This window comes from Clostridium tyrobutyricum (assembly GCF_019144085.1).
Lineage (GTDB): Bacteria > Bacillota > Clostridia > Clostridiales > Clostridiaceae > Clostridium_B > Clostridium_B tyrobutyricum_A.
Genome location: NZ_JAHHUY010000018.1, coordinates 28,011 through 47,205, shown reverse-complemented (window position 1 = coordinate 47,205; position 19,195 = coordinate 28,011). Strand labels below are relative to the sequence as shown.

At 31.2% G+C, this 19,195-nt stretch carries 17 protein-coding genes, 1 tRNA gene and 1 other annotated feature; of the genes, 5 read left to right on the top strand and 13 right to left on the bottom strand.

Translation table 11 applies throughout. The features are described from left to right. Positions 1–144 precede the first annotated feature (144 nt). The gene (locus KM800_RS09405) at positions 145–837 is read left to right on the top strand and encodes an iron-sulfur cluster assembly scaffold protein (RefSeq protein WP_217812852.1); all 693 of its coding nucleotides are present in this window, start codon (positions 145–147) and stop codon (positions 835–837) included. Between the two features lie 22 nt (positions 838–859). Next, the gene (locus KM800_RS09400) at positions 860–1,861 is read left to right on the top strand and encodes a GGGtGRT protein (protein ID WP_017751226.1); all 1,002 of its coding nucleotides are present in this window, start codon (positions 860–862) and stop codon (positions 1,859–1,861) included. A 71-nt stretch (positions 1,862–1,932) separates the two neighbouring features. Here the strand turns inward: KM800_RS09400 and KM800_RS09395 are convergent, their stop codons facing one another. After that, complete coding sequence (locus tag KM800_RS09395; protein ID WP_217812851.1) at positions 1,933–2,487, bottom strand: MEDS domain-containing protein; 555 nt, start codon at positions 2,485–2,487, stop codon at positions 1,933–1,935. Between the two features lie 315 nt (positions 2,488–2,802). Here KM800_RS09395 and KM800_RS09390 point away from each other — a divergent pair. Both KM800_RS09390 and KM800_RS09385 read left to right on the top strand, forming a co-directional pair. Next, positions 2,803–2,889 (top strand) — tRNA-Leu (locus KM800_RS09390). 408 nt (positions 2,890–3,297) lie between these two features. Next, positions 3,298–3,507 carry a hypothetical protein gene (locus KM800_RS09385; RefSeq protein ID WP_017894981.1) on the top strand — a complete coding sequence of 70 codons (210 nt, stop codon included), beginning with the start codon at positions 3,298–3,300 and terminating at the stop codon, positions 3,505–3,507. Positions 3,508–3,592: 85 nt separating this feature from the next. On the opposite strand, the gene KM800_RS09380 is transcribed toward KM800_RS09385, so the two are convergent. From KM800_RS09380 to KM800_RS15500, 4 genes are all read right to left on the bottom strand, one after another. Further along, the gene (locus tag KM800_RS09380) at positions 3,593–3,997 is read right to left on the bottom strand and encodes a NusG domain II-containing protein (RefSeq protein ID WP_017751223.1); all 405 of its coding nucleotides are present in this window, start codon (positions 3,995–3,997) and stop codon (positions 3,593–3,595) included. Between the two features lie 200 nt (positions 3,998–4,197). Then, positions 4,198–5,661, bottom strand: a complete 1,464-nt coding sequence (locus tag KM800_RS09375; RefSeq protein WP_217812850.1) for an MFS transporter — start codon at positions 5,659–5,661, stop codon at positions 4,198–4,200. Positions 5,662–5,700: 39 nt separating this feature from the next. After that, positions 5,701–5,898 carry a hypothetical protein gene (locus KM800_RS15505; protein ID WP_254906516.1) on the bottom strand — a complete coding sequence of 66 codons (198 nt, stop codon included), beginning with the start codon at positions 5,896–5,898 and terminating at the stop codon, positions 5,701–5,703. A 30-nt stretch (positions 5,899–5,928) separates the two neighbouring features. Further along, a complete protein-coding gene (locus KM800_RS15500) occupies positions 5,929–6,102 on the bottom strand; it encodes a hypothetical protein (protein WP_254906515.1) in 174 nt (57 codons plus the stop codon). A gap of 148 nt (positions 6,103–6,250) precedes the next feature. Here KM800_RS15500 and KM800_RS09365 point away from each other — a divergent pair, with 148 nt between their 5' ends. Next, positions 6,251–6,877, top strand: coding sequence for a hypothetical protein (locus KM800_RS09365; RefSeq protein WP_217812849.1), 627 nt, complete (start codon positions 6,251–6,253; stop codon positions 6,875–6,877). Between the two features lie 59 nt (positions 6,878–6,936). Here KM800_RS09365 and KM800_RS09360 read toward each other — a convergent pair whose 3' ends face one another. The 8 genes from KM800_RS09360 to KM800_RS09330 form a co-directional block, all read right to left on the bottom strand. Further along, on the bottom strand, positions 6,937–8,271 hold the full coding sequence (locus KM800_RS09360) for a bifunctional folylpolyglutamate synthase/dihydrofolate synthase (protein ID WP_217812848.1): 1,335 nt from the start codon (positions 8,269–8,271) through the stop codon (positions 6,937–6,939). An 80-nt stretch (positions 8,272–8,351) separates the two neighbouring features. Then, positions 8,352–11,003, bottom strand: a complete 2,652-nt coding sequence (locus tag KM800_RS09355) for a valine--tRNA ligase (protein WP_217812847.1) — start codon at positions 11,001–11,003, stop codon at positions 8,352–8,354. 71 nt (positions 11,004–11,074) lie between these two features. Then, positions 11,075–11,288: a binding site (T-box leader), on the bottom strand. A gap of 75 nt (positions 11,289–11,363) precedes the next feature. After that, entirely contained in the window at positions 11,364–12,380 is a 1,017-nt protein-coding gene (locus tag KM800_RS09350; RefSeq protein ID WP_217812846.1) for an ABC transporter substrate-binding protein, read from the bottom strand. A 121-nt stretch (positions 12,381–12,501) separates the two neighbouring features. Then, a complete protein-coding gene (locus tag KM800_RS09345; RefSeq protein ID WP_217812845.1) occupies positions 12,502–16,800 on the bottom strand; it encodes a 2-hydroxyacyl-CoA dehydratase in 4,299 nt (1,432 codons plus the stop codon). Between the two features lie 353 nt (positions 16,801–17,153). Next, a complete protein-coding gene (locus KM800_RS09340) occupies positions 17,154–17,789 on the bottom strand; it encodes a flavodoxin family protein (RefSeq protein ID WP_217812844.1) in 636 nt (211 codons plus the stop codon). Between the two features lie 118 nt (positions 17,790–17,907). Continuing rightward, a complete protein-coding gene (locus KM800_RS09335; protein WP_254906514.1) occupies positions 17,908–18,591 on the bottom strand; it encodes a DMT family transporter in 684 nt (227 codons plus the stop codon). A 50-nt stretch (positions 18,592–18,641) separates the two neighbouring features. After that, positions 18,642–18,824 (bottom strand): EamA family transporter, encoded by a 183-nt coding sequence (locus tag KM800_RS15495; protein ID WP_254906513.1) that lies wholly within the window; start codon positions 18,822–18,824, stop codon positions 18,642–18,644. Between the two features lie 129 nt (positions 18,825–18,953). Next, positions 18,954–19,151, bottom strand: coding sequence for a DUF4177 domain-containing protein (locus KM800_RS09330; RefSeq protein WP_217812843.1), 198 nt, complete (start codon positions 19,149–19,151; stop codon positions 18,954–18,956). Between the last annotated feature and the right edge of the window lie 44 nt (positions 19,152–19,195).

Here is a 19,195-nt window from a genome sequence, read left to right as displayed (position 1 = left end):
TTTGTGGGATAATTAAAGTCCCAGTGGGATAATTATAAAACCATATGCAAATATAATAATTTAACTTATTGTGTTAATTTAATTAAGTATATACAATTATTTACTAATACGATAGTTAATTATAAATCAGGAGGGAGATAAAAGATGATTTATTCAACAGAAGTAGATAGAATGTGCTGTGTAGCTAAAGGCCCAAATCATGGACCAGCTCCAATTCCAGAAGAAGGAAAATGGGTACAGGCTAAGGAAGTTAAGGATATTTCAGGATTAACTCATGGTGTAGGTTGGTGTGCTCCACAACAAGGTGGCTGTAAGTTAACTTTAAATGTTAAAGACGGTGTAATTGAAGAGGCTCTAGTTGAAACTATAGGATGTTCAGGTATGACTCATTCAGCTGCTATGGCATCAGAAATTCTTCCAGGAAAAACTATACTTGAAGCATTAAATACTGATCTTGTCTGTGATGCTATAAACGTAGCAATGAGAGAATTATTTTTGCAGATCGTTTATGGAAGAAGTCAAACTGCATTCTCAGAAGGTGGTCTTCCAATAGGAGCAGGTCTTGAAGATTTAGGAAAAGGCTTGAGAAGTCAAGTTGGTACTATGTATGGAACAAAAGCAAAAGGAACAAGATATCTTGAAATGGCTGAAGGTTACATAAATCACATAGCTCTTGACAAAAACAATGAAGTTATAGGATACGAATTTATAAGTCTTGGAAAAATGATGGATATGATTAAAAAAGGTACAGATCCTGCTGAAGCTATTAAAAAAGCTACTGGTACATATGGAAGATATGCTGAAGCTGCAAAAATTATAGATCCAAGAGAAGAATAAGGTATGGGAGGAGTAGATTGTTATGGCATTATTTGAAAGTTATGAGAGAAGAATAGATCAGATTATACCTGTATTAAAAAAATATGGTATGAGCTCACTCGAAGACGCTAAAGCTGTCTGTGATGAAAAAGGAGTAGATGCTTATAATATAGTTAAAGGTGTTCAGCAAATTTGCTTTGAAAATGCCTGTTGGGCATATACAGTAGGTGCCGCAATAGCTATCAAAAAAGGCTGTACCAAAGCTGCTGATGCTGCTGAAGCTATAGGTGAAGGCTTACAATCATTTTGTATCCCTGGTTCTGTTGCAGATGATAGAAAAGTTGGACTTGGACATGGAAATCTTGCTGCAATGCTTTTAAGAGAAGACACTAAATGTTTTGCATTTCTAGCTGGTCATGAATCCTTTGCAGCTGCTGAAGGTGCTATAGGACTTGCTAACTCAGCTAATAAAGTAAGAAAGAATCCATTAAGAGTAATATTAAATGGTCTTGGAAAAGATGCAGCTTTTATAATATCAAGAATTAATGGTTTTACTTATGTTCAAACTAAATTTGACTATTATACTGGAGAACTTAAAATAGTTAAGGAAACTGCTTATTCAGATGGAGAAAGAGCAAAAGTTAAATGTTACGGAGCAGATGATGTTAGAGAAGGTGTTGCTATAATGCATCACGAAGGAGTTGACGTATCAATAACCGGTAATTCAACTAACCCTACAAGATTCCAGCATCCAGTTGCAGGAACATATAAAAAAGAATGTGTTGCTCTTGGAAAAAAATACTTCTCAGTTGCATCAGGTGGTGGTACTGGAAGAACTCTTCATCCAGACAATATGGGTGCAGGTCCTGCTTCATATGGAATGACTGACACTATGGGAAGAATGCATTCCGATGCTCAATTTGCAGGTTCATCATCAGTTCCAGCTCACGTTGAAATGATGGGACTTATAGGAATGGGTAACAATCCAATGGTTGGAGCTTCAGTTGCAGTAGCAGTTGCTGTGGAAGAAGCAATGTCCAAATAATAAATAAAATACTAAAAGTTCTACTTAATTAGTTATAAACTAATTTGTAGAACTTCTTTTATTATTATAAACTAAATATTAAGTAATTTTTGACAATTCTGCAACTCGCCCTTATATAACCTACTGGAATGAGTTGCATAAGATTCTTCAATGATTTTATCATCTATAATATCCCTGGTATTCACATAGTTTTCAAAATCATATGCACACATAACAGAACTTCTAGTTTTATATATAATACCTAACATATCGGAATCAAACTTTAAAAAATCTTCTTTAGAGGAAATAGATATTATATGCTTCACATCTATAATGAATCTAATTCCATTATACCCTTTCTCAATAATTCCATTCTCATATTCAATTAATTTATTCCTAATTGATGATACTCCATAATATTTATAAAGATTTAATATTTTAGGAAAATTACATATGTTATGATACCAGTTTTCATATGCTCCTATATAACTTTCAATATTTTTATACACATCATTATTTACACATAACCATACAATTTCATTTTTTCTTATACCATTCTTTATATAATTATATATATTTACATAAAAATGCTCTAAGCCGAAGTAATAAAATGCAGAATTAACTCCAAAAATATTTTTATCATACATAATTTTTATCCCTTATCCTCACAATTAATTTATTATTTATATTCTACATACTATGCATATACTCCTCTTAATATTAATTAAATCAAATTAAATATTTTTATTATTTATCCCTAAAATATTCTACAATATCACTATTTTAGAATATTTTATATAATATTAGACATATATTCGATAAAACATATAAAAAAATACAATTTTATTATATATACATCATATAATATTGCAGAAAATTTCAATAATATTTTTTTATATTGACATTATACAAATATCATGATATAGTATATAAGTAATCGCAAAAAGAGCTTAATATATTATGCCGAAGTGGTGAAATTGGCAGACGCAACGGACTCAAAATCCGTCGCTGGTAACAGCGTGCGGGTTCAAGTCCCGCCTTCGGCACCAAGTGTTTTCAACGTTTAAGAGAGTATTATTAATTTAATACTCTCTTTTGATTTTTACTATTTGTCATCACTTTGTCATCACATTTATTAATATATGTTAAAGTATAAATTACTATAATAGGATTTGAAGGATTACATTTCTAAATTATTCACATAATAAGGTAGAAATTTTTATAAATATCTAAAACAAATAATATTAATTAAAAAAATATAACTCCAGCTTAATTTCAAGCTGGAGTTTCTACCTTTAATCTATATTCAACATTAGCCTTATATCATAGAATACCTACTTCATTTTTTTAGGTTGCACTCACTTTTCGATATAATTTATTTAAATCTTTATATGATTTAAGAAAATATTAAGGAAACAGATTTAAAATTATAGTAAAAATATAAAGGAAGTGTAATCATGTCTAATGACATTAGCTCGTTAATTCCATATTTATACACCAACAGTATAAATACAAGTAATCAAATTTTTCAGAATCCACTTTTAAATTCAGATGATGATTCTGATAATGCAAATGACTCAATTTCAAGTTTGGGTTTGGATTCAATGCAACTTAGTCCTGAAGCATTAAGTCATCATATCATTCTATTAGAGTATTTGGTCGTATAAAACTTAATATTACATATTTATATGCTGCGTTAGTGCTTTGTATTCTCATAGGTGCCGAATTTGGTTTTACTATAGTAAATATATTTTAATTACCTGGCTGCCCTACAATTGCATCAAAATCATTATGCTTTGGATTTTTACCTTCTATTTCTACAATAAGTTTATATGGAGCACATACAACATTATCACCGGGGTTTGATATCCACCCCATCTTCATCCCTATTTTCCGGGGACTATTGGAATCAGAAATACGTATTCTACCTTTTTCAACCTTGATCTTATTAAAACCTGATTTACCATATTTTATAGTGAATTCATAGGATTTTTCTACTTTATTCAGATCAATAGTTTTTATTGTATTTCCATTTTCTTTTATAACTGCTATTTTATTTGAACTACCTAAATGGTTTCTGTATGTATAAACTCCAGTTAAACTTATAATAATTAAAATTCCTATAATTAAAATAACAATTCTATCTCCTTTTTTCATACACAACCTCTTTTCAATCATCATAATTAAAATTTAACCATAATATCAATATTATTTGAAAGGCTCTGGAATAATCCAGAGCCTATATCAACCAATTATTTACAAACAGAATAATACTACTTAATTATTTAACAGACATAATAAAAATTTTATATCTATCTACATTTATTATATAGATATAATTCAATAAGTGACACTAATTATCCTACTTTATCCTGTAATTTTTTTATGCTATCTTTATTATTGTTTATTCTGCTATTGTATAACCTTAAACCAGTTATTAATACTGCTACTAAACACATAATTCCAGCAAATATATATACATATCTCATTCCATATATAAATATGTCATTTCTTCCTTTTACATAATCAATTACTCTATATCCAATTTTATGACTCATCTTATTATACAAAAGCAGAGTAGCCACAGCAGTACCTATAACCATTCCTATATTTCTAATAAGTGCATTTACACTTCCTGCAATTCCAAGCCTGTATTTAGGCACTGTTGACATAATTAGTGAATTGTTAGGTGCCTGAAACATTCCATTCCCTGCACTCATAATAACTATATAAAGTGTCACCATAGCCAATGAAGAATTTTGATTTAAACTTGATATAAGAAATAATCCTAAGGCCATAAATATAAGTCCAATTAATGTAATTATTTCTGATCCAATTCTATCTGATAAATGACCGCTTAATGGAGCTGCTATTGACAATACAATTGGTGATACCATCATAAACAGACCTGTAATGGCTGGAGAAAGTTTCATAGAATCCTGAAAATAAAATGGAATTATTATATTAAATGCACTAAGGGCAACAAAAGCAAGAAAACCACAAACTATACCTATGGAAAACAAACTATTGTTAAAAATTTTTAGTTGAAGCAGCGGAATATTCACTTTTCTTTCTACAATAATAAATAATATAAAACTTATAATTGAAATTACAAAACAGGAAATCATAATAATATTATTGTACCCCATACTCTGTCCCTGAATAAGTGCACCCATAAACAGAACAACAGCCATCATAAACAATATGGCACCTTTGCCATCAAGTTTTTCATTTACAACACTTTCTTGCTTTGGAAATACCTTGACAGTCATAATAAATGCGACTATTCCAATAGGCACATTTATTAAAAATATGTATTCCCATCCTACAACTGAAACTATAACTCCACCTAATGGAGGACCGGCCATGGCACCTAATGCTACAAAAGTCCCCAATATTCCAAGTGCACTTCCTCTTTCATTGGCAGGAAACACCTGAGTTATAATTCCTTGACTATTTGCCATTGCTGCTCCTGCTCCAATACCCTGTATGGTTCTTGCAGCTATTAAAAATATCAATGAATGTGTGAGTCCGCATAAAAGTGATCCTATTGTAAAAAGTACAACTCCATATCTAAATATTCTTGTTTTACCTTTTATATCTCCAAACCTTCCAAATATAAGTATAGTAGCTGAAATCGTCATTAAAAATCCCGTAACTACCCATTCTATTCCAGCCATACTTACATTGAGTTTGGATGACATATCAGGCAGTGCTACATTTACAATACTTCCATCCAATGTAGCCATAAATGTAAAGGAAAGAACAGTAAATAGTATTATCCATCTTTTTCTATACACTTCATCATCCACTTTATTCATATTTTTTTCATCTCCCTACAATTTTCTATTCTGTATTTTTTAGATTTCTTTGGAAAATGCTATTGAATTTATAATTTGTTCCTCATCACTCCCTGGAGCTAAAATATCAACCAACTTCTCAATAACATTAAAAATTTCAGATATTATATATTTTGCCTCATCAGTTATATATAATTTATATACTCTTATATCCTCTAGATTTTCCTTCTTTCTTATATATACCAGTCCTATTAACAATCTTATAGTTATTGCCAGACATTGACTGGTCTACATTAAGCTCCATTGGCTTATACCAGGATATTTGCTTAATACAAGCCAATATGGATATGTTCCTTTAGTCAGATTAAAATTCTTAAGTCTTTTATCAATATAAACTTTAGTACATTCATATATGATGTTAGTTAGTCTTATAAGGTGGGTTACCTTGTAATTCTTGCTCATATTTTTTCTCTCCATACAATAGAATAACATAATTAATAACAATATAGTTAACTATATTGTTATTAATTAATGTAACACTTTATATATATCTACATAAACTACTAACGTAACACCTAATTAAAAATTCTTTAATAAGGAGAGATACAAATTGAAAAACATTAAATTTATAATAGATGAAACAGCTATGGATTCAAACTATGAAGACTCATATGAATTACCTGGTGGATATGATAAAGAAGTTCGTCCAAAAGATAAGTGTCCTGAACCTGAAAAACCAAAGTTTTGCTGTACAATTTCTGTACCAAGAGGGCTTACTGTTATTCCAAAGAGTTTAAAAGCAGCTGTTGTAAAAGGAAAAGGATTTAAGATAAAACCTTATGGAGATATTGAAAAAGAAGTTTGTGGCTGTAAAATAAAGTTAAAAACAGTAAAACTCAGTGGTTGTGCCGAAGTATTCGTAAGTGTAGCTGTTAAAGATAGAAGTGGAAATATAAGTCATTTATGTTGTTCAAGTTGTGCATTCTTTGATGATGTAAAGATTACCTGCTGCGACGAGTGTAAAAATGACATTGAATTTAAAGTTAAGTTCTTCCCTATAAAACAGGTATTTGTAGACAAAGATGACTATGACAAAGATGGCTATGATAAGGATAAATGCCACGAAGATGATTATGATAAACCTTCTTCACCTGAGAAAGCTTGTGGCGAAAAAATATTCCAAACCTCAGGAAAAATTTTCACTATATGCAAAGATAATAAATATCCAAAAAAGTAGATATATGAGATTGAGTGCAGATTGGTGCAAAACACTAATCTGCACTCATTTTATAATCATCAGCTGTTAACTATGATTTTTCTCATGTCTCCTATCATATAAAGAGAGCCTGAAATTACTATGATATCATCTTCATCTGCACAAGAAAGAGCCTCTCTATATGCATCATCATAGCTGTAAAAAGCCCTGGATGTATCATTATATTTTAGTATTATTTTATTGAGTTCATCTGAACTTTCCGCCCTATAACTTTTTGGAGTAACAGCTATTACAGTTTTAGCCAATGGTACTATAGTCTCTATCATTCTGTCAACCTGTTTATCTCCAAGTATACCAAGTATCAATATAATATCTTTATATTCAAAATATGTTTCTATATTATTTCTAAGTGCCTCTATACCTTGTATATTATGTGCACCATCTATTACCACAATGGGATTCTTGTTTAAAATTTCAAGTCTTCCCATCCATTTTACCGTTGAAAGTGAACTGACTAGATTTTTTTTGTCAATATCAATTCCAATTTTAATAAGTTCCTTTGCTGAATATACAGAAGTAGCACAATTCAACATTTGATGTAAGCCTAAAAGAGACAATTTTATGTCATATACTTCATCTTCTATGAAAACCTCTATGTTCTGACAGTATTCAGAACTGCTATTGTTTATTTTGCTTGTCTGAACTGATTTTACCGAATCAACAGGAACTTTTATAAGTTTACAATTTCTTTTCATACATACTTCTTCTATAACCTTCTCTGAACTTTTTTCCTGAGGGTATGAGACAACAGGAATACCGTTTTTTATTATTCCTGCCTTTTCATATGCTATTTTATCCAATGTATCTCCTAAAATTTTCATATGATCATAACTTATGGATGTAATTACACTTAAAATAACTCCTCCGCCAGTAGATTTTGAAAATGGCTTAACTATATTTGTAGCATCCAATCTTCCTCCCAATCCAACTTCTACTACAGCAAAATCTACTTTAGAACTACAAAAATAATAGAACATTACACAAGTTTCTATCTCAAATTCTGTAGGATTGTCATAGCCAAGCTCTATTACTTTATCTACTGCTTTGGATACTTCTGTAACACATTCTGCAAGATCATTTCTAGAAATATTTATTTCATTAATCTGAAACCTCTCTTCAAATTGTTCCAGGTGAGGCGAAGTATACATGCCAACTTTATATCCACAATTATCCAATATTCTGCTAATCATTGCAGTTACAGAACCTTTTCCATTAGTACCTGCTATATGTATGATTTTTATCTTTTCCTGAGGATTATCCAAAAATTCAAGTAATTTTTGGACTCTTTCCAATCCTAGATTAGAACCAAATTTAGCTGTATCCTGTATATAATTCAATGCTTGCTTGTAATTCATAAATTCACATCCTAATGTAAATATTAACCCCATCTCTTCACAAAAGTAAAATGAGGTGGGGAATACTTAATATTTTATATCTATTTTAGGTCATTTATTCTTTCTAAAACTGATTCAAGCATTTCTTTATATTTGTCACCTTTAGACCTCTCTCCTTCTACTACAGCTTCAGGTGCTTTAGAAACAAATTTCTCATTTTTCAACTTTTTATCTACTCTTTCTATTTCAGATATAAGCTTTCCTTTTTCCTTTTCAAGTCTCGCAAGTTCCTTGTCCTTATCTACAAGATCTAAAAGCGGGATAAATAACTCTGCCCCTGTTGTAACTGCAGATACTGCATTTTCAGGTACATTGTTTTTATCTTCTAAAATTTCAAGTTCACTTGCTGATGCCAACTTTTGAAAATACTCTTCACCACTCTTAAAAGCATCAAGAGCCTGGTTTTCAGTTACATATACTATAAGTTTTGCTTTTCTTGAAAATGGAACATTCATGTCAGTTCTTATATTTCTAACAGACTTAATAGCTTCAATAATATAATCCATATCCTTTTCTGCCTTTTCGTCTTTTAATGATTCATCATATTCAGGCCACTTGGATATAGTTATGGATTCAGTTTCTCTATTATAGAGATGTGTATATATTTCCTCAGTTATAAATGGCATTACGGGATGAAGCAACTGCAGACTTACAGTAAGAACTCTATTTAATACATTATATGCTATACCTTTAGCCTTTTCATCTTCTCCATACATAACCGGCTTTACAAGTTCTATATACCAATCACAAAACTCGCCCCATATAAAATCATATATTTTCTGAGATGCTATTCCCAACTCAAATTTTTCTATATTATCTGTAACTTCCTTAACAACAGTATTTAATTTTGACAGTATCCATTTGTCTGCTTCAGTATAATTAATGCCGTCTTTATATTTATTCATCAAATCTTCGTCTAAATTCATAAGTACAAATCTAGATGCATTCCATATTTTGTTTGCAAAATTTCGTGAAGCTTCTACTCTCTCAGGATAATATCTTATATCATTTCCAGGAGCATTACCATTTATCAATGTAAATCTAAGTGCATCTGCTCCATACTTTTCTATTACATCTATAGGATCAACACCATTTCCAAGAGATTTAGACATTTTTCTTCCTTCAGAATCTCTTACTATACCGTGAATGAGTACATTTTCAAATGGAATATCATTCATACAATATAGTCCTGAAAATACCATTCTAGCTACCCAGAAAAATATTATGTCATAGCCTGTAACAAGTGTACTAGTAGGATAATAGTATTTTAAATCATCTGTGTTGTCAGGCCATCCCAATGTAGAAAACGGCCACAATGCAGAACTAAACCAGGTGTCAAGTACATCTTTGTCCTGCTCTAAATTATGAGAACCGCATTTTGTACATTCTGTTGGATCATCTACTGATACTATTACTTCTCCGCAGTCCTTGCAGTACCATACTGGAATTCTATGGCCCCACCAAAGCTGTCTTGAAATACACCAGTCCTGAATATTTTCCATCCAGTTAAAATACGTTTTCTCAAACCTTTTAGGAACAAATTTAACTTTTTCACTTTTAACAGCTTCAATAGCAGGTTTTGCCAATGATTTCATCTTTACAAACCACTGTTTTGACACCATTGGCTCAACAGTAGTTCCACATCTGTCATGGCAGCCAACATTATGTGCATGCTTCTGTGTTTTAACTAGAAATCCCTGTTGTTTTAGATCTTCTACTACTAACTTTCTGGCTTCATATCTATCTAGTCCATCATATTTAGTGTCTGGAAGTCTTATAGTTCCATCCTCATTCATTATTATGATTTCAGGAAGATCATGTCTTTTTCCAACTTGATAATCATTAGGATCATGAGCTGGAGTTATCTTAACCGCACCTGTTCCAAATTCCATATCAACATAGTCATCTGCAACTATAGGAATTTCTCTACTTATTATTGGAAGAATTGCCTTTTTGCCTATAAGTTCTTTATATCTTTCATCTTTAGGATTAACTGCAATAGCTGTATCTCCAAAAAGTGTTTCCGGTCTTGTAGTTGCTATTTCAAGATATTTGTCACTATTTACTATTGGATATTTTATATGCCAAAAATGTCCTTCCTGCTCTTCATACTCTATTTCAGCATCAGACAATGCAGTTTGGCATTTTGGACACCAGTTTATTATTCTATTTCCCTGATATATAAGTCCATCATTATATAATTTTACAAAGAACCTTCTAACAGCCTTGTTAAGCCCAGCGTCCATTGTAAATCTTTCTCTTGTAAAATCAACAGATGCTCCAAGTTTCTTTATCTGATTTCTGATTCTGTCTCTGTATTCATGTGTCCAATCCCAAGTTTTTTCCAAAAAAGCTTCTCTTCCTATTTCATTTTTCACAATACCATCTTTTAAAAGCTCTTTTTCCACTTTGACTTCAGTAGCTATACTGGCATGGTCTTCACCGGGAACCCATAGAGTACTATAACCCTGCATTCTCTTTGTCCTTATAAGTATATCCTGGATAGTATCATCCAATGCATGCCCAAGATGAAGCTTACCTGTAATATTTGGTGGTGGTATTACCATAGTATATGGTTTTTTATTTTTATCCGGCTTTGGAGTAAAGTATTTTTTCTCCTGCCATGTATTATAAATTTTGTCTTCAAATTCCTTTGGATTATATGTAGTAGATATTTCCTTCTTTTCAGACATCCAAACTCCTCCTTAAATATATAACTTTCAACTATATAACTGATTCAAATAATAAAAAAATGTCTCCATCCATAAAGGACGAAGACTCGCGTTACCACCTTTTTTTCTGCTGTAAATATGCAGACTCTCAAAAATCTAACGGCCAGAAACCGTCTCTGCCTACTCCATTCAGCAAAGAAACTCAAAAGCTACTTTCAAGATATTTCATATAGAAAACCTTTCAACTAATAGATTTTCCTCTCTTTATAATCTATTATCTCTACTTCTCTTTATCACAGCTAACTATAATAATTCAATTTATACAATATTATTATATCGTTAAATCAAGAACTGTCAAGAATTTTTCACTTATTTATTATATTATTTTACTGCCTCTTTAGCAAAAGAATTATCTACTATTTTATTAAAAGCTGGTCTTTGAGGTATTAAACTTGGTTTATATGACTGTATTATATCCATAAGTGTATCTAGATTGTCCTGGTTAATTTCAGGTGATGTGGCATAAGCACCTATGCTTCTATAATTTTTTATAACAGATTTAAGTATTTCTGTATCAGTACCTGGGAAAAACGATTTTACAGCATTTGCTACTTCCTCATCATTGTGTTTTTGAACCCAAACCTGTCCTTCGTAAATAGCCTTTGTAAATTTTTTTATAACGTCAGGATTTTTCTCCATATAGGATTTCGTCGCAAAATAACATGTATATGGCAGTTTGCCTGAAGCCTTTCCTACAGAAGATACTATATATCCTGATTTACTTTTTTCAAGCATGCTAGCTGTAGGTTCAAACAATGCAACATAATCTCCCGTACCCGCTTTAAATGCTCCTGATGTTGCTGTAAATGCAAGATTGGTTATTAAATTAACGTCTGTTCCAGGCTCAATCCCATTTTTTTTCATTGCATATTCCAATGCCATTTCAGGTACGCCGCCCGGTCTTCCTCCTATTACAGTTTTGCCTTTCAAACTCTTCCAATCAAAATTTTTCTGCTGTTCTCTTCCAACCAGAAAAGAACCATCAGTTGTAGTCATTTGGGCAAACAATATAGGATAATCCTGTCTCTTTTGATTGTAAATGTATATTACCTGTTCAGGTCCACAAAATCCTATATCAGCATTTTTACTCAACACCGTTTGCATTGTCTTATCTGCTCCCTGACCTGTAGTAATATCCAGTTCAAGACCCTGTTCTTTAAAAAATCCTTGATTTACAGCTGCATACATAGGAGCATAGAATACAGATCTGGCTACTTCATTTAATCTTATTTTCTTTACATTATTATTTCCACTTTTACCACTACATCCTGAAAAAATAGCACTTACAAATACAAAACTAAAGAAAATAGCCAATACACTTAATTTATGTTTTTTCATATATATCCTCCAATATAATTTTTATATCAATTCATAATATGAAAAAATATTATAGTTGTGTTAATTATAAATATAATTAAAAATGGATTTATACATTTTAGTACAAATCCGTTTTTAAAATCTATTTATTAATATTATTCATCAACACTTTTTCTGCCACAAATTGTCTATTTTCATTGTGAACTTTTTTCTCTTCTTTTTTAAGAGACTTAAATGCCACAGAAAGCATAAGTTTCAATCTATTTAGCTGATTTACCTCACTTGCACCTGGATCATAGTCAATAGCAGCTATATTACTGCCTGGATATTTCCTGCGCAATTCCTTAATCATTCCCTTTCCTGTTACATGGTTTGGAAGACATGCAAAAGGCTGCATACATACTATATTTTTAGTACCACTTTTTATAAGTTCTATCATTTCTGCTGTCAGGAACCAACCTTCACCAGTCTGATGGCCAAGAGATAATACCTTGGAAGCTCCTTCTGCCAATTCTGATATTGTAGATGGAGGTGAGAACCTTTTGCTCTTTCTAAGTGCATTCCTCATATGCTTTCTAAAATGTTCAATAAACTTTATTGCCACACCTTTTGACATTTCATCCATAAGTGTTCCGGATAATTTTTCACGTTTAAATTTAGCATCATAAGCACAGTATAGAAGAAAATCAGTCAAGTCTGGAACTACTGCTTCCGCCCCCTCATTTTCAAGAAGCTCTACAATGTTGTTGTTGGCTGTTGGATGAAATTTAACAAGTATTTCACCTACAACTCCTACTTTAGGTTTCTTTATATTTTTTATTTCAAGATTGTCAAAGTCATTTACTATTTGATATATATTTCTCTTGAATTCTCCATGCTTTCCATTTCTAACATTAGCCTTGCACTTTTCAACCCAGTTATTATAAAGTAAATTTGCAGAACCAGCTATCCTCTCATAAGGTCTAACTTTATAGAGCACATTCATAAACAGGTCGCCATACATAAGTCCCATTAATCCCTTATTAACAAGTCCCGGAGAAATTTTGAATCCTGGATTTTTTTCCATCCCTACTACATTTAAAGATATTACAGGTATATTCTCCATAGTGGCTTCTTTTAGAGCTTTTCTCAAAAATGCTATATAATTTGTAGCTCTACATCCTCCTCCGGTTTGCGATATTAAAACGGATGTATTATCCAAATCATATTTGCCAGATTTAAGAGCCTCTATTATCTGTCCTACAACTATTATAGAAGGATAACATGCATCATTATTTACATATTTAAGTCCTTCATCTACTGCCTTTTTATCTACAGAAGGAAGTATTTCCAGTTTATAACCTGATACATTAAAGCCTTCCTGTATAAATTGAAAGTGTATTGGTGACATTTGAGGACAAAGTATAGTATGATTTTTTCTCATCTCTTTAGTAAAAACTATCCTCTTGTTATTTTCTTCAATTTTATGAGGTTCAAATCCAGCCTTGTCTCTTTCCTCAAGTGCAGCTTTTAATGATCTTATTCTTATTTTTATAGCACCTAAATTACTAACTTCATCTATTTTTAATACAGTATATATTTTTTCATACCTATTTAGTATTTCCTGTGCTTGATCTGTAGTAACAGCATCCAATCCACATCCAAATGAATTCAACTGTATTAATTCTAAATTTTTCTGAGTTGCTACAAAACTAGCAGCTGCATACAATCTTGAATGATATACCCATTGATCTACAACTCTAAGTGGCCTTTCTATTACTCCAAGATGTGCTACAGAATCCTCTGTCAATACAGCCATGCCATATGAAGTTATTATATTAGGTATACCATGATTTATCTCAGGATCCACATGATATGGTCTCCCAGCTAAAACTATGCCCTTTTTACCAGTCTTGTTGAGATATTCTACTACTTCCTTACCCTTGTTTCTTATATCACTTTTTACCTTTTCATCTTCTTTATAAGCTAATTCTACTGCATCTTGAATTTCGCCTTCTTTTATGTGAAATTCAGCAAGTTCTTCTATAAGTCTTTTTATAAGCCTCTTTTTATTGTCCAATGGTAAAAATGGATTTTTAAAATTTACATTTTTTTCGGCTATAATATCCATATTTTTCTTTATAACTTCAGGATATGAAGTTACTATCGGGCAGTTATAATGGTTATCCGCCTTTTCCTGCTCTTTTTGCTCATAGGGAATAGATGGATAAAATATAAATTTAATTCCTCTATTTATCAAACTCATTATATGTCCATGTACAAGTTTAGCTGGATAACAAACGGATTCAGATGGTATAGTTTCTATTCCAAGAGAGTATAAATTCTTTGTAGAACGAGGTGAAATCTCTACTCTAAATCCTAATTTTGTGAAAAATGTAAACCAAAACGGATAATTTTCGTATAAGTTCAATACTCTAGGTATTCCTACCTGTCCTCTAGGAGCTTGTTCTTTTTTCAAAGGTATATAGTTGAATATTCTCTTATATTTGTACTCAAAAAGATTAGGAATGTTATTTTTTATACTTTCGGCTCCTATTCCCCTTTCACACCTATTACCTGAGACAAATTCCTTGCCGTCTGAAAACTTGTTTATTGTAAGAAGACAATTGTTTGCACACTTCCCGCATCTTCTCATAGAAACTTCTGTATTGAAACTATTTATATCTTCTGCCTTCAAAAGAGTAGTTTCATGTGAACTACTGAATCTTTCCTTGGCAATAATAGCTGCTCCAAAAGCCCCCATAAGTCCAGCTATATCCGGTCTTATAACTTCTCTACCCGATATAAGTTCAAAAGCTCTTAAAACTGCATCGTTGTAAAAAGTTCCACCTTGAACTATTATCTTTTTTCCAAGTTCCTTTGGATCTCTTATTTTTATAACCTTAAACAGGGCATTTTTTATTACTGAATATGAAAGTCCAGCAGATATATCACCTACAGATAATCCTTCTTTTTGAGCTTGTTTAACTTTTGAATTCATAAATACTGTACATCTGGATCCCAAATCCACAGGTCTTTTTGATGATTCAGCAACTTTTGCAAAATCCTGTATTTTCATATTTAATGAATTGGCAAAAGTTTCAATAAAAGATCCACATCCTGAGGAACATGCTTCATTTAACATTATACTGTCAATAACACCATTTTTAACCTTTAAGCATTTCATATCTTGTCCACCAATGTCCAATATGAAATCCACTCCTGGTTGGAAAAATTCTGCAGCCTTATAGTGTGATACAGTTTCAACTTCTCCTACATCAACAGAAAGAGCAGCTTTTATAAGTCCCTCACCATATCCTGTAACTGCTGAATTAGCTATTTTAACAGTCGATGGCATTTTCCCATAAATATCTTTTAGTATTTCAATAGATGACTTTAATGGATTACCATGATTGCTTCCATAAAAAGAATATAAAAGTCTTCCCTGATTATCTATGAGTACTGCTTTTGTAGTAGTCGAACCAGCATCCATACCAAGATAACAATTTCCAGTATAAGTATTCAAATTTCCTCTTTTTACTACACTCTTGGCATGTCTTTGTTTAAATTCAACTAATTCCTGTTCACTATTGAAAAGTGGATCCAAAGTCTGTACATCATCAGTTAAAAACTCATTTAAATGTGAAAGTCTGTCTATCAAACCTTTAAAAGAAATAACTTTTTCATCTTTAGATGAAAGAGCCGCTCCCTGAGCAACAAACAATTGAGAATTTTCAGGAAAAATAATTTGATTATCCGCAAGTCCCAAGGTATCTATAAATCTCTTTCTAAGTTCAGACAAAAAATATAGTGGTCCACCTAAAAATGCTACATTTCCTCTAATAGGTTTGCCACATGCAAGTCCACTAATAGTCTGATTTACTACAGATTGAAATATGGATACAGCAATATCTTCTTTAGCTGCCCCTTCATTTAAAAGTGGTTGAACATCAGTTTTTGCAAATACACCACATCGTGCCGCTATAGGATATATGACTTTATAGTTTTTAGCCATTTCATTTAGACCTTTTGCATCAGTCTGAAGTAAAGATGCCATCTGATCTATAAAAGCACCTGTACCTCCAGCACAAGATCCATTCATTCTCTGATCTATCCCGTCATCAAAAAATGTTATTTTGGCATCTTCTCCACCAAGTTCTATAGCCACATCTGTTTCAGGAATAATTTTTTCTATAGTATTAGTACACGCTACTACTTCCTGAATAAATGGTATATCAAGCCATTTAGATACTGATAATCCTCCAGATCCTGTTACCATTATAGTTATATCTGAATCCTTTAATTTATCATAAGCATCTTTAACAACTTGGACTATAGTACTTTTAATATCTGAAAAATGTCTTTGATATTTATTGTAAATTATACTGTCTTTTATATCAGATACAACTATTTTTACTGTAGTCGATCCAACATCAAGACCTACATGAAATAAATTTCTCATAAATTATCACCTTTTAATAATATAAATTTAATTAAAAGTTCTAAAATGCAATCTTTTAATTATATGTTACATTGTAATATATATTAATGAAATAATAAATACTATTTAATAATTTTTATTATTTTAGTGTAAATTCATACTCATAACAGAGTACTAAGTTAAAAAAATAACACTATTTATATTATAACATATACCAACGTCCATGCAATTTCATAAGCAAGTATTGTTAATTTTACAATATGAACATAAATAATTCAACCCTATATAATTTACTTTTTAGGACTTATACAATAAATGTGGTAAATAAAAGAGACTGTCTCAAAATATGTTTTGAAACAGTCTTCTTTATAAAACTAACGAATAAAATTAGTAAATATTTTATTTTCACTTTCTGGTTCTGAAACATTCTCTTTTCCATTTTCAACTAGTTGCATAAGCCATGCCATATTTTTACCAAGCACTCTCATTATCTGCATACCTTCTTCGTCCTTTAACGCATCTCCTGGTACTGTGCCACTTATAACATTCCAGTAATTTGAAGATGGCATCAACATCTCAGAATAATTTATGTAGTTATTTAGTTGATTAAAAACTGGTATTCCTCCTGCACGTCTTACAGCAACAACTGATGCACCGACCTTATGTCTAAGCATTCCCCCGTTGAAACCTGCAACATAAAAAAATCTATCAAGAAAGGACTTCATTGTTCCAGAAATTGCTGAATAATATGTAGGTGAAGCAAGTATTACACCATCTGCTTCTTTTATCTTCTGTATACATTCATTAACCCCATCTTCAGGAAGCACACATCTCTCATTTTTGTTTTTTGCACACTGATTACATCCTGTACATCCTCTAATTGCTCTATTTCCAAGATTAACAATTTCAGTTTCTATTCCCTGTTTTTCAAGTTCATCCAATACAATTCTTATCGCTTGATATGTATTGCCATTCTTATGAGAACTTCCATTAAAAGCTATAACCTTCATATATTTCACTCCCTATTCATATTATAATTAAAATATAGGATACTTTAATGTACAATACAAGTACGCACTTTTAAGTAACTAAGTCTACAAAAAGTAACAATCAACTTACCATATACCTCTATGCAGTATGCGATAGTTTTCCGGTCTTTTTCACATTTGAATTGCTATTTCCCTTTTTACCAACAATGCTAAATATAACTCCTCCAATAATAAGAATTGCACCAAGAACAAATTTTATATCAATTTTTTCTCCTAGGAACATGCATCCAAACAATACTGATACCATGGGTTGTATAGGATAAAACAATGAACAATTTCCAGCTTCCAACATGGATAGGCTTTTGTTCCAAAGTACATGCGCAATTGCAGTACAAAACAAACCTATATAAATTAATGCAAAAATAATATTCCAATCAAATTTAATATTAGGTGTTGTTATAACTTCATAAGCTGAAACTGGTAATGTAAATATACCTCCAATAATAATGCCATATGTTGTAATCTGAATGGCATCATACTTCTGGGTAATTCGTCTTGTTATAACGGCAACAATTGACCATGAAATTACTGAAAATAATGAAATCAGAATTCCAGTTGTCTGTCCCTTTCCATTTACGCCTCCAATAATAACATAAACACCAACAATGGCTAGAGCAATACATATTATTTTCTTTATAGTTAATTTTTCTTTTAAAATAATTGCAGCAAATATCATAATAGAAACAGGGTTCATAGAATTAATAAGTGATGCCAGTGAAGCATTGGATAACTTTGTTCCAAACAACTGCGCTCCTAGTGACAAAAAATATCCTACAAAACCTATTAAAAAAATATATTTGTAATCTTTTTTCTCTATTTTTTAGGTTTATTCATTTTTAATAAAAATAACAATATTATTCCTGAAATCAAATATCTAATAAATGAAACTGTAAATGGAGGAATTTTTCCAAGTACAAATTTACTAACTACATACAAGCTGCCCCATAAACAGAAAGCTATAGTTAAGTATAAATATGCAATTTTTCTATTTTTCATGTTTTATTTAGTGAAAGATTGTATTTATAAATACAAATCGATCTCTAAATTCGCCACACTTCATTAATACATATACGTATATATTAAACCTTTCACTTATGGTTTTCCACTTAAATATTTATAGTTTTATTATTTAATGGCTCTTTTAAATACTATTGAATCATTATCAAGTTTGCATGAATTTCCCAATGTTGGATAGTGCTTCTGTAAAACACCTACAAGCTCCCAACCATCTTTTCCATAATCATTTAGTGCTTTTTCTACATCTAAGCTTTTATTTAAGTTATAAAAATGTTCAATTGTAAATACTTTGTATTCCCATTTCATAATATATTAAACTCACTTTCTTATATATAATGTGTTCAATAATA

Bases quoted from the DNA above. Each gene is read 5' to 3' on its own strand.
- KM800_RS09405 (WP_217812852.1), top strand. From the start codon at position 145: ATGATTTATTCAACAGAAGTAGATAGAATGTGCTGTGTAGCTAAAGGC.
- KM800_RS09400 (WP_017751226.1), top strand. From the start codon at position 860: ATGGCATTATTTGAAAGTTATGAGAGAAGAATAGATCAGATTATACCT.
- KM800_RS09395 (WP_217812851.1), bottom strand. From the start codon at position 2,487: ATGTATGATAAAAATATTTTTGGAGTTAATTCTGCATTTTATTACTTC.
- KM800_RS09385 (WP_017894981.1), top strand. From the start codon at position 3,298: ATGTCTAATGACATTAGCTCGTTAATTCCATATTTATACACCAACAGT.
- KM800_RS09380 (WP_017751223.1), bottom strand. From the start codon at position 3,997: ATGAAAAAAGGAGATAGAATTGTTATTTTAATTATAGGAATTTTAATT.
- KM800_RS09375 (WP_217812850.1), bottom strand. From the start codon at position 5,661: ATGAATAAAGTGGATGATGAAGTGTATAGAAAAAGATGGATAATACTA.
- KM800_RS15500 (WP_254906515.1), bottom strand. From the start codon at position 6,102: ATGAGCAAGAATTACAAGGTAACCCACCTTATAAGACTAACTAACATC.
- KM800_RS09360 (WP_217812848.1), bottom strand. From the start codon at position 8,271: ATGAATTACAAGCAAGCATTGAATTATATACAGGATACAGCTAAATTT.
- KM800_RS09355 (WP_217812847.1), bottom strand. From the start codon at position 11,003: ATGTCTGAAAAGAAGGAAATATCTACTACATATAATCCAAAGGAATTT.
- KM800_RS09350 (WP_217812846.1), bottom strand. From the start codon at position 12,380: ATGAAAAAACATAAATTAAGTGTATTGGCTATTTTCTTTAGTTTTGTA.
- KM800_RS09345 (WP_217812845.1), bottom strand. From the start codon at position 16,800: ATGAGAAATTTATTTCATGTAGGTCTTGATGTTGGATCGACTACAGTA.
- KM800_RS09340 (WP_217812844.1), bottom strand. From the start codon at position 17,789: ATGAAGGTTATAGCTTTTAATGGAAGTTCTCATAAGAATGGCAATACA.
- KM800_RS15495 (WP_254906513.1), bottom strand. From the start codon at position 18,824: ATGAAAAATAGAAAAATTGCATATTTATACTTAACTATAGCTTTCTGT.
- KM800_RS09330 (WP_217812843.1), bottom strand. From the start codon at position 19,151: ATGAAATGGGAATACAAAGTATTTACAATTGAACATTTTTATAACTTA.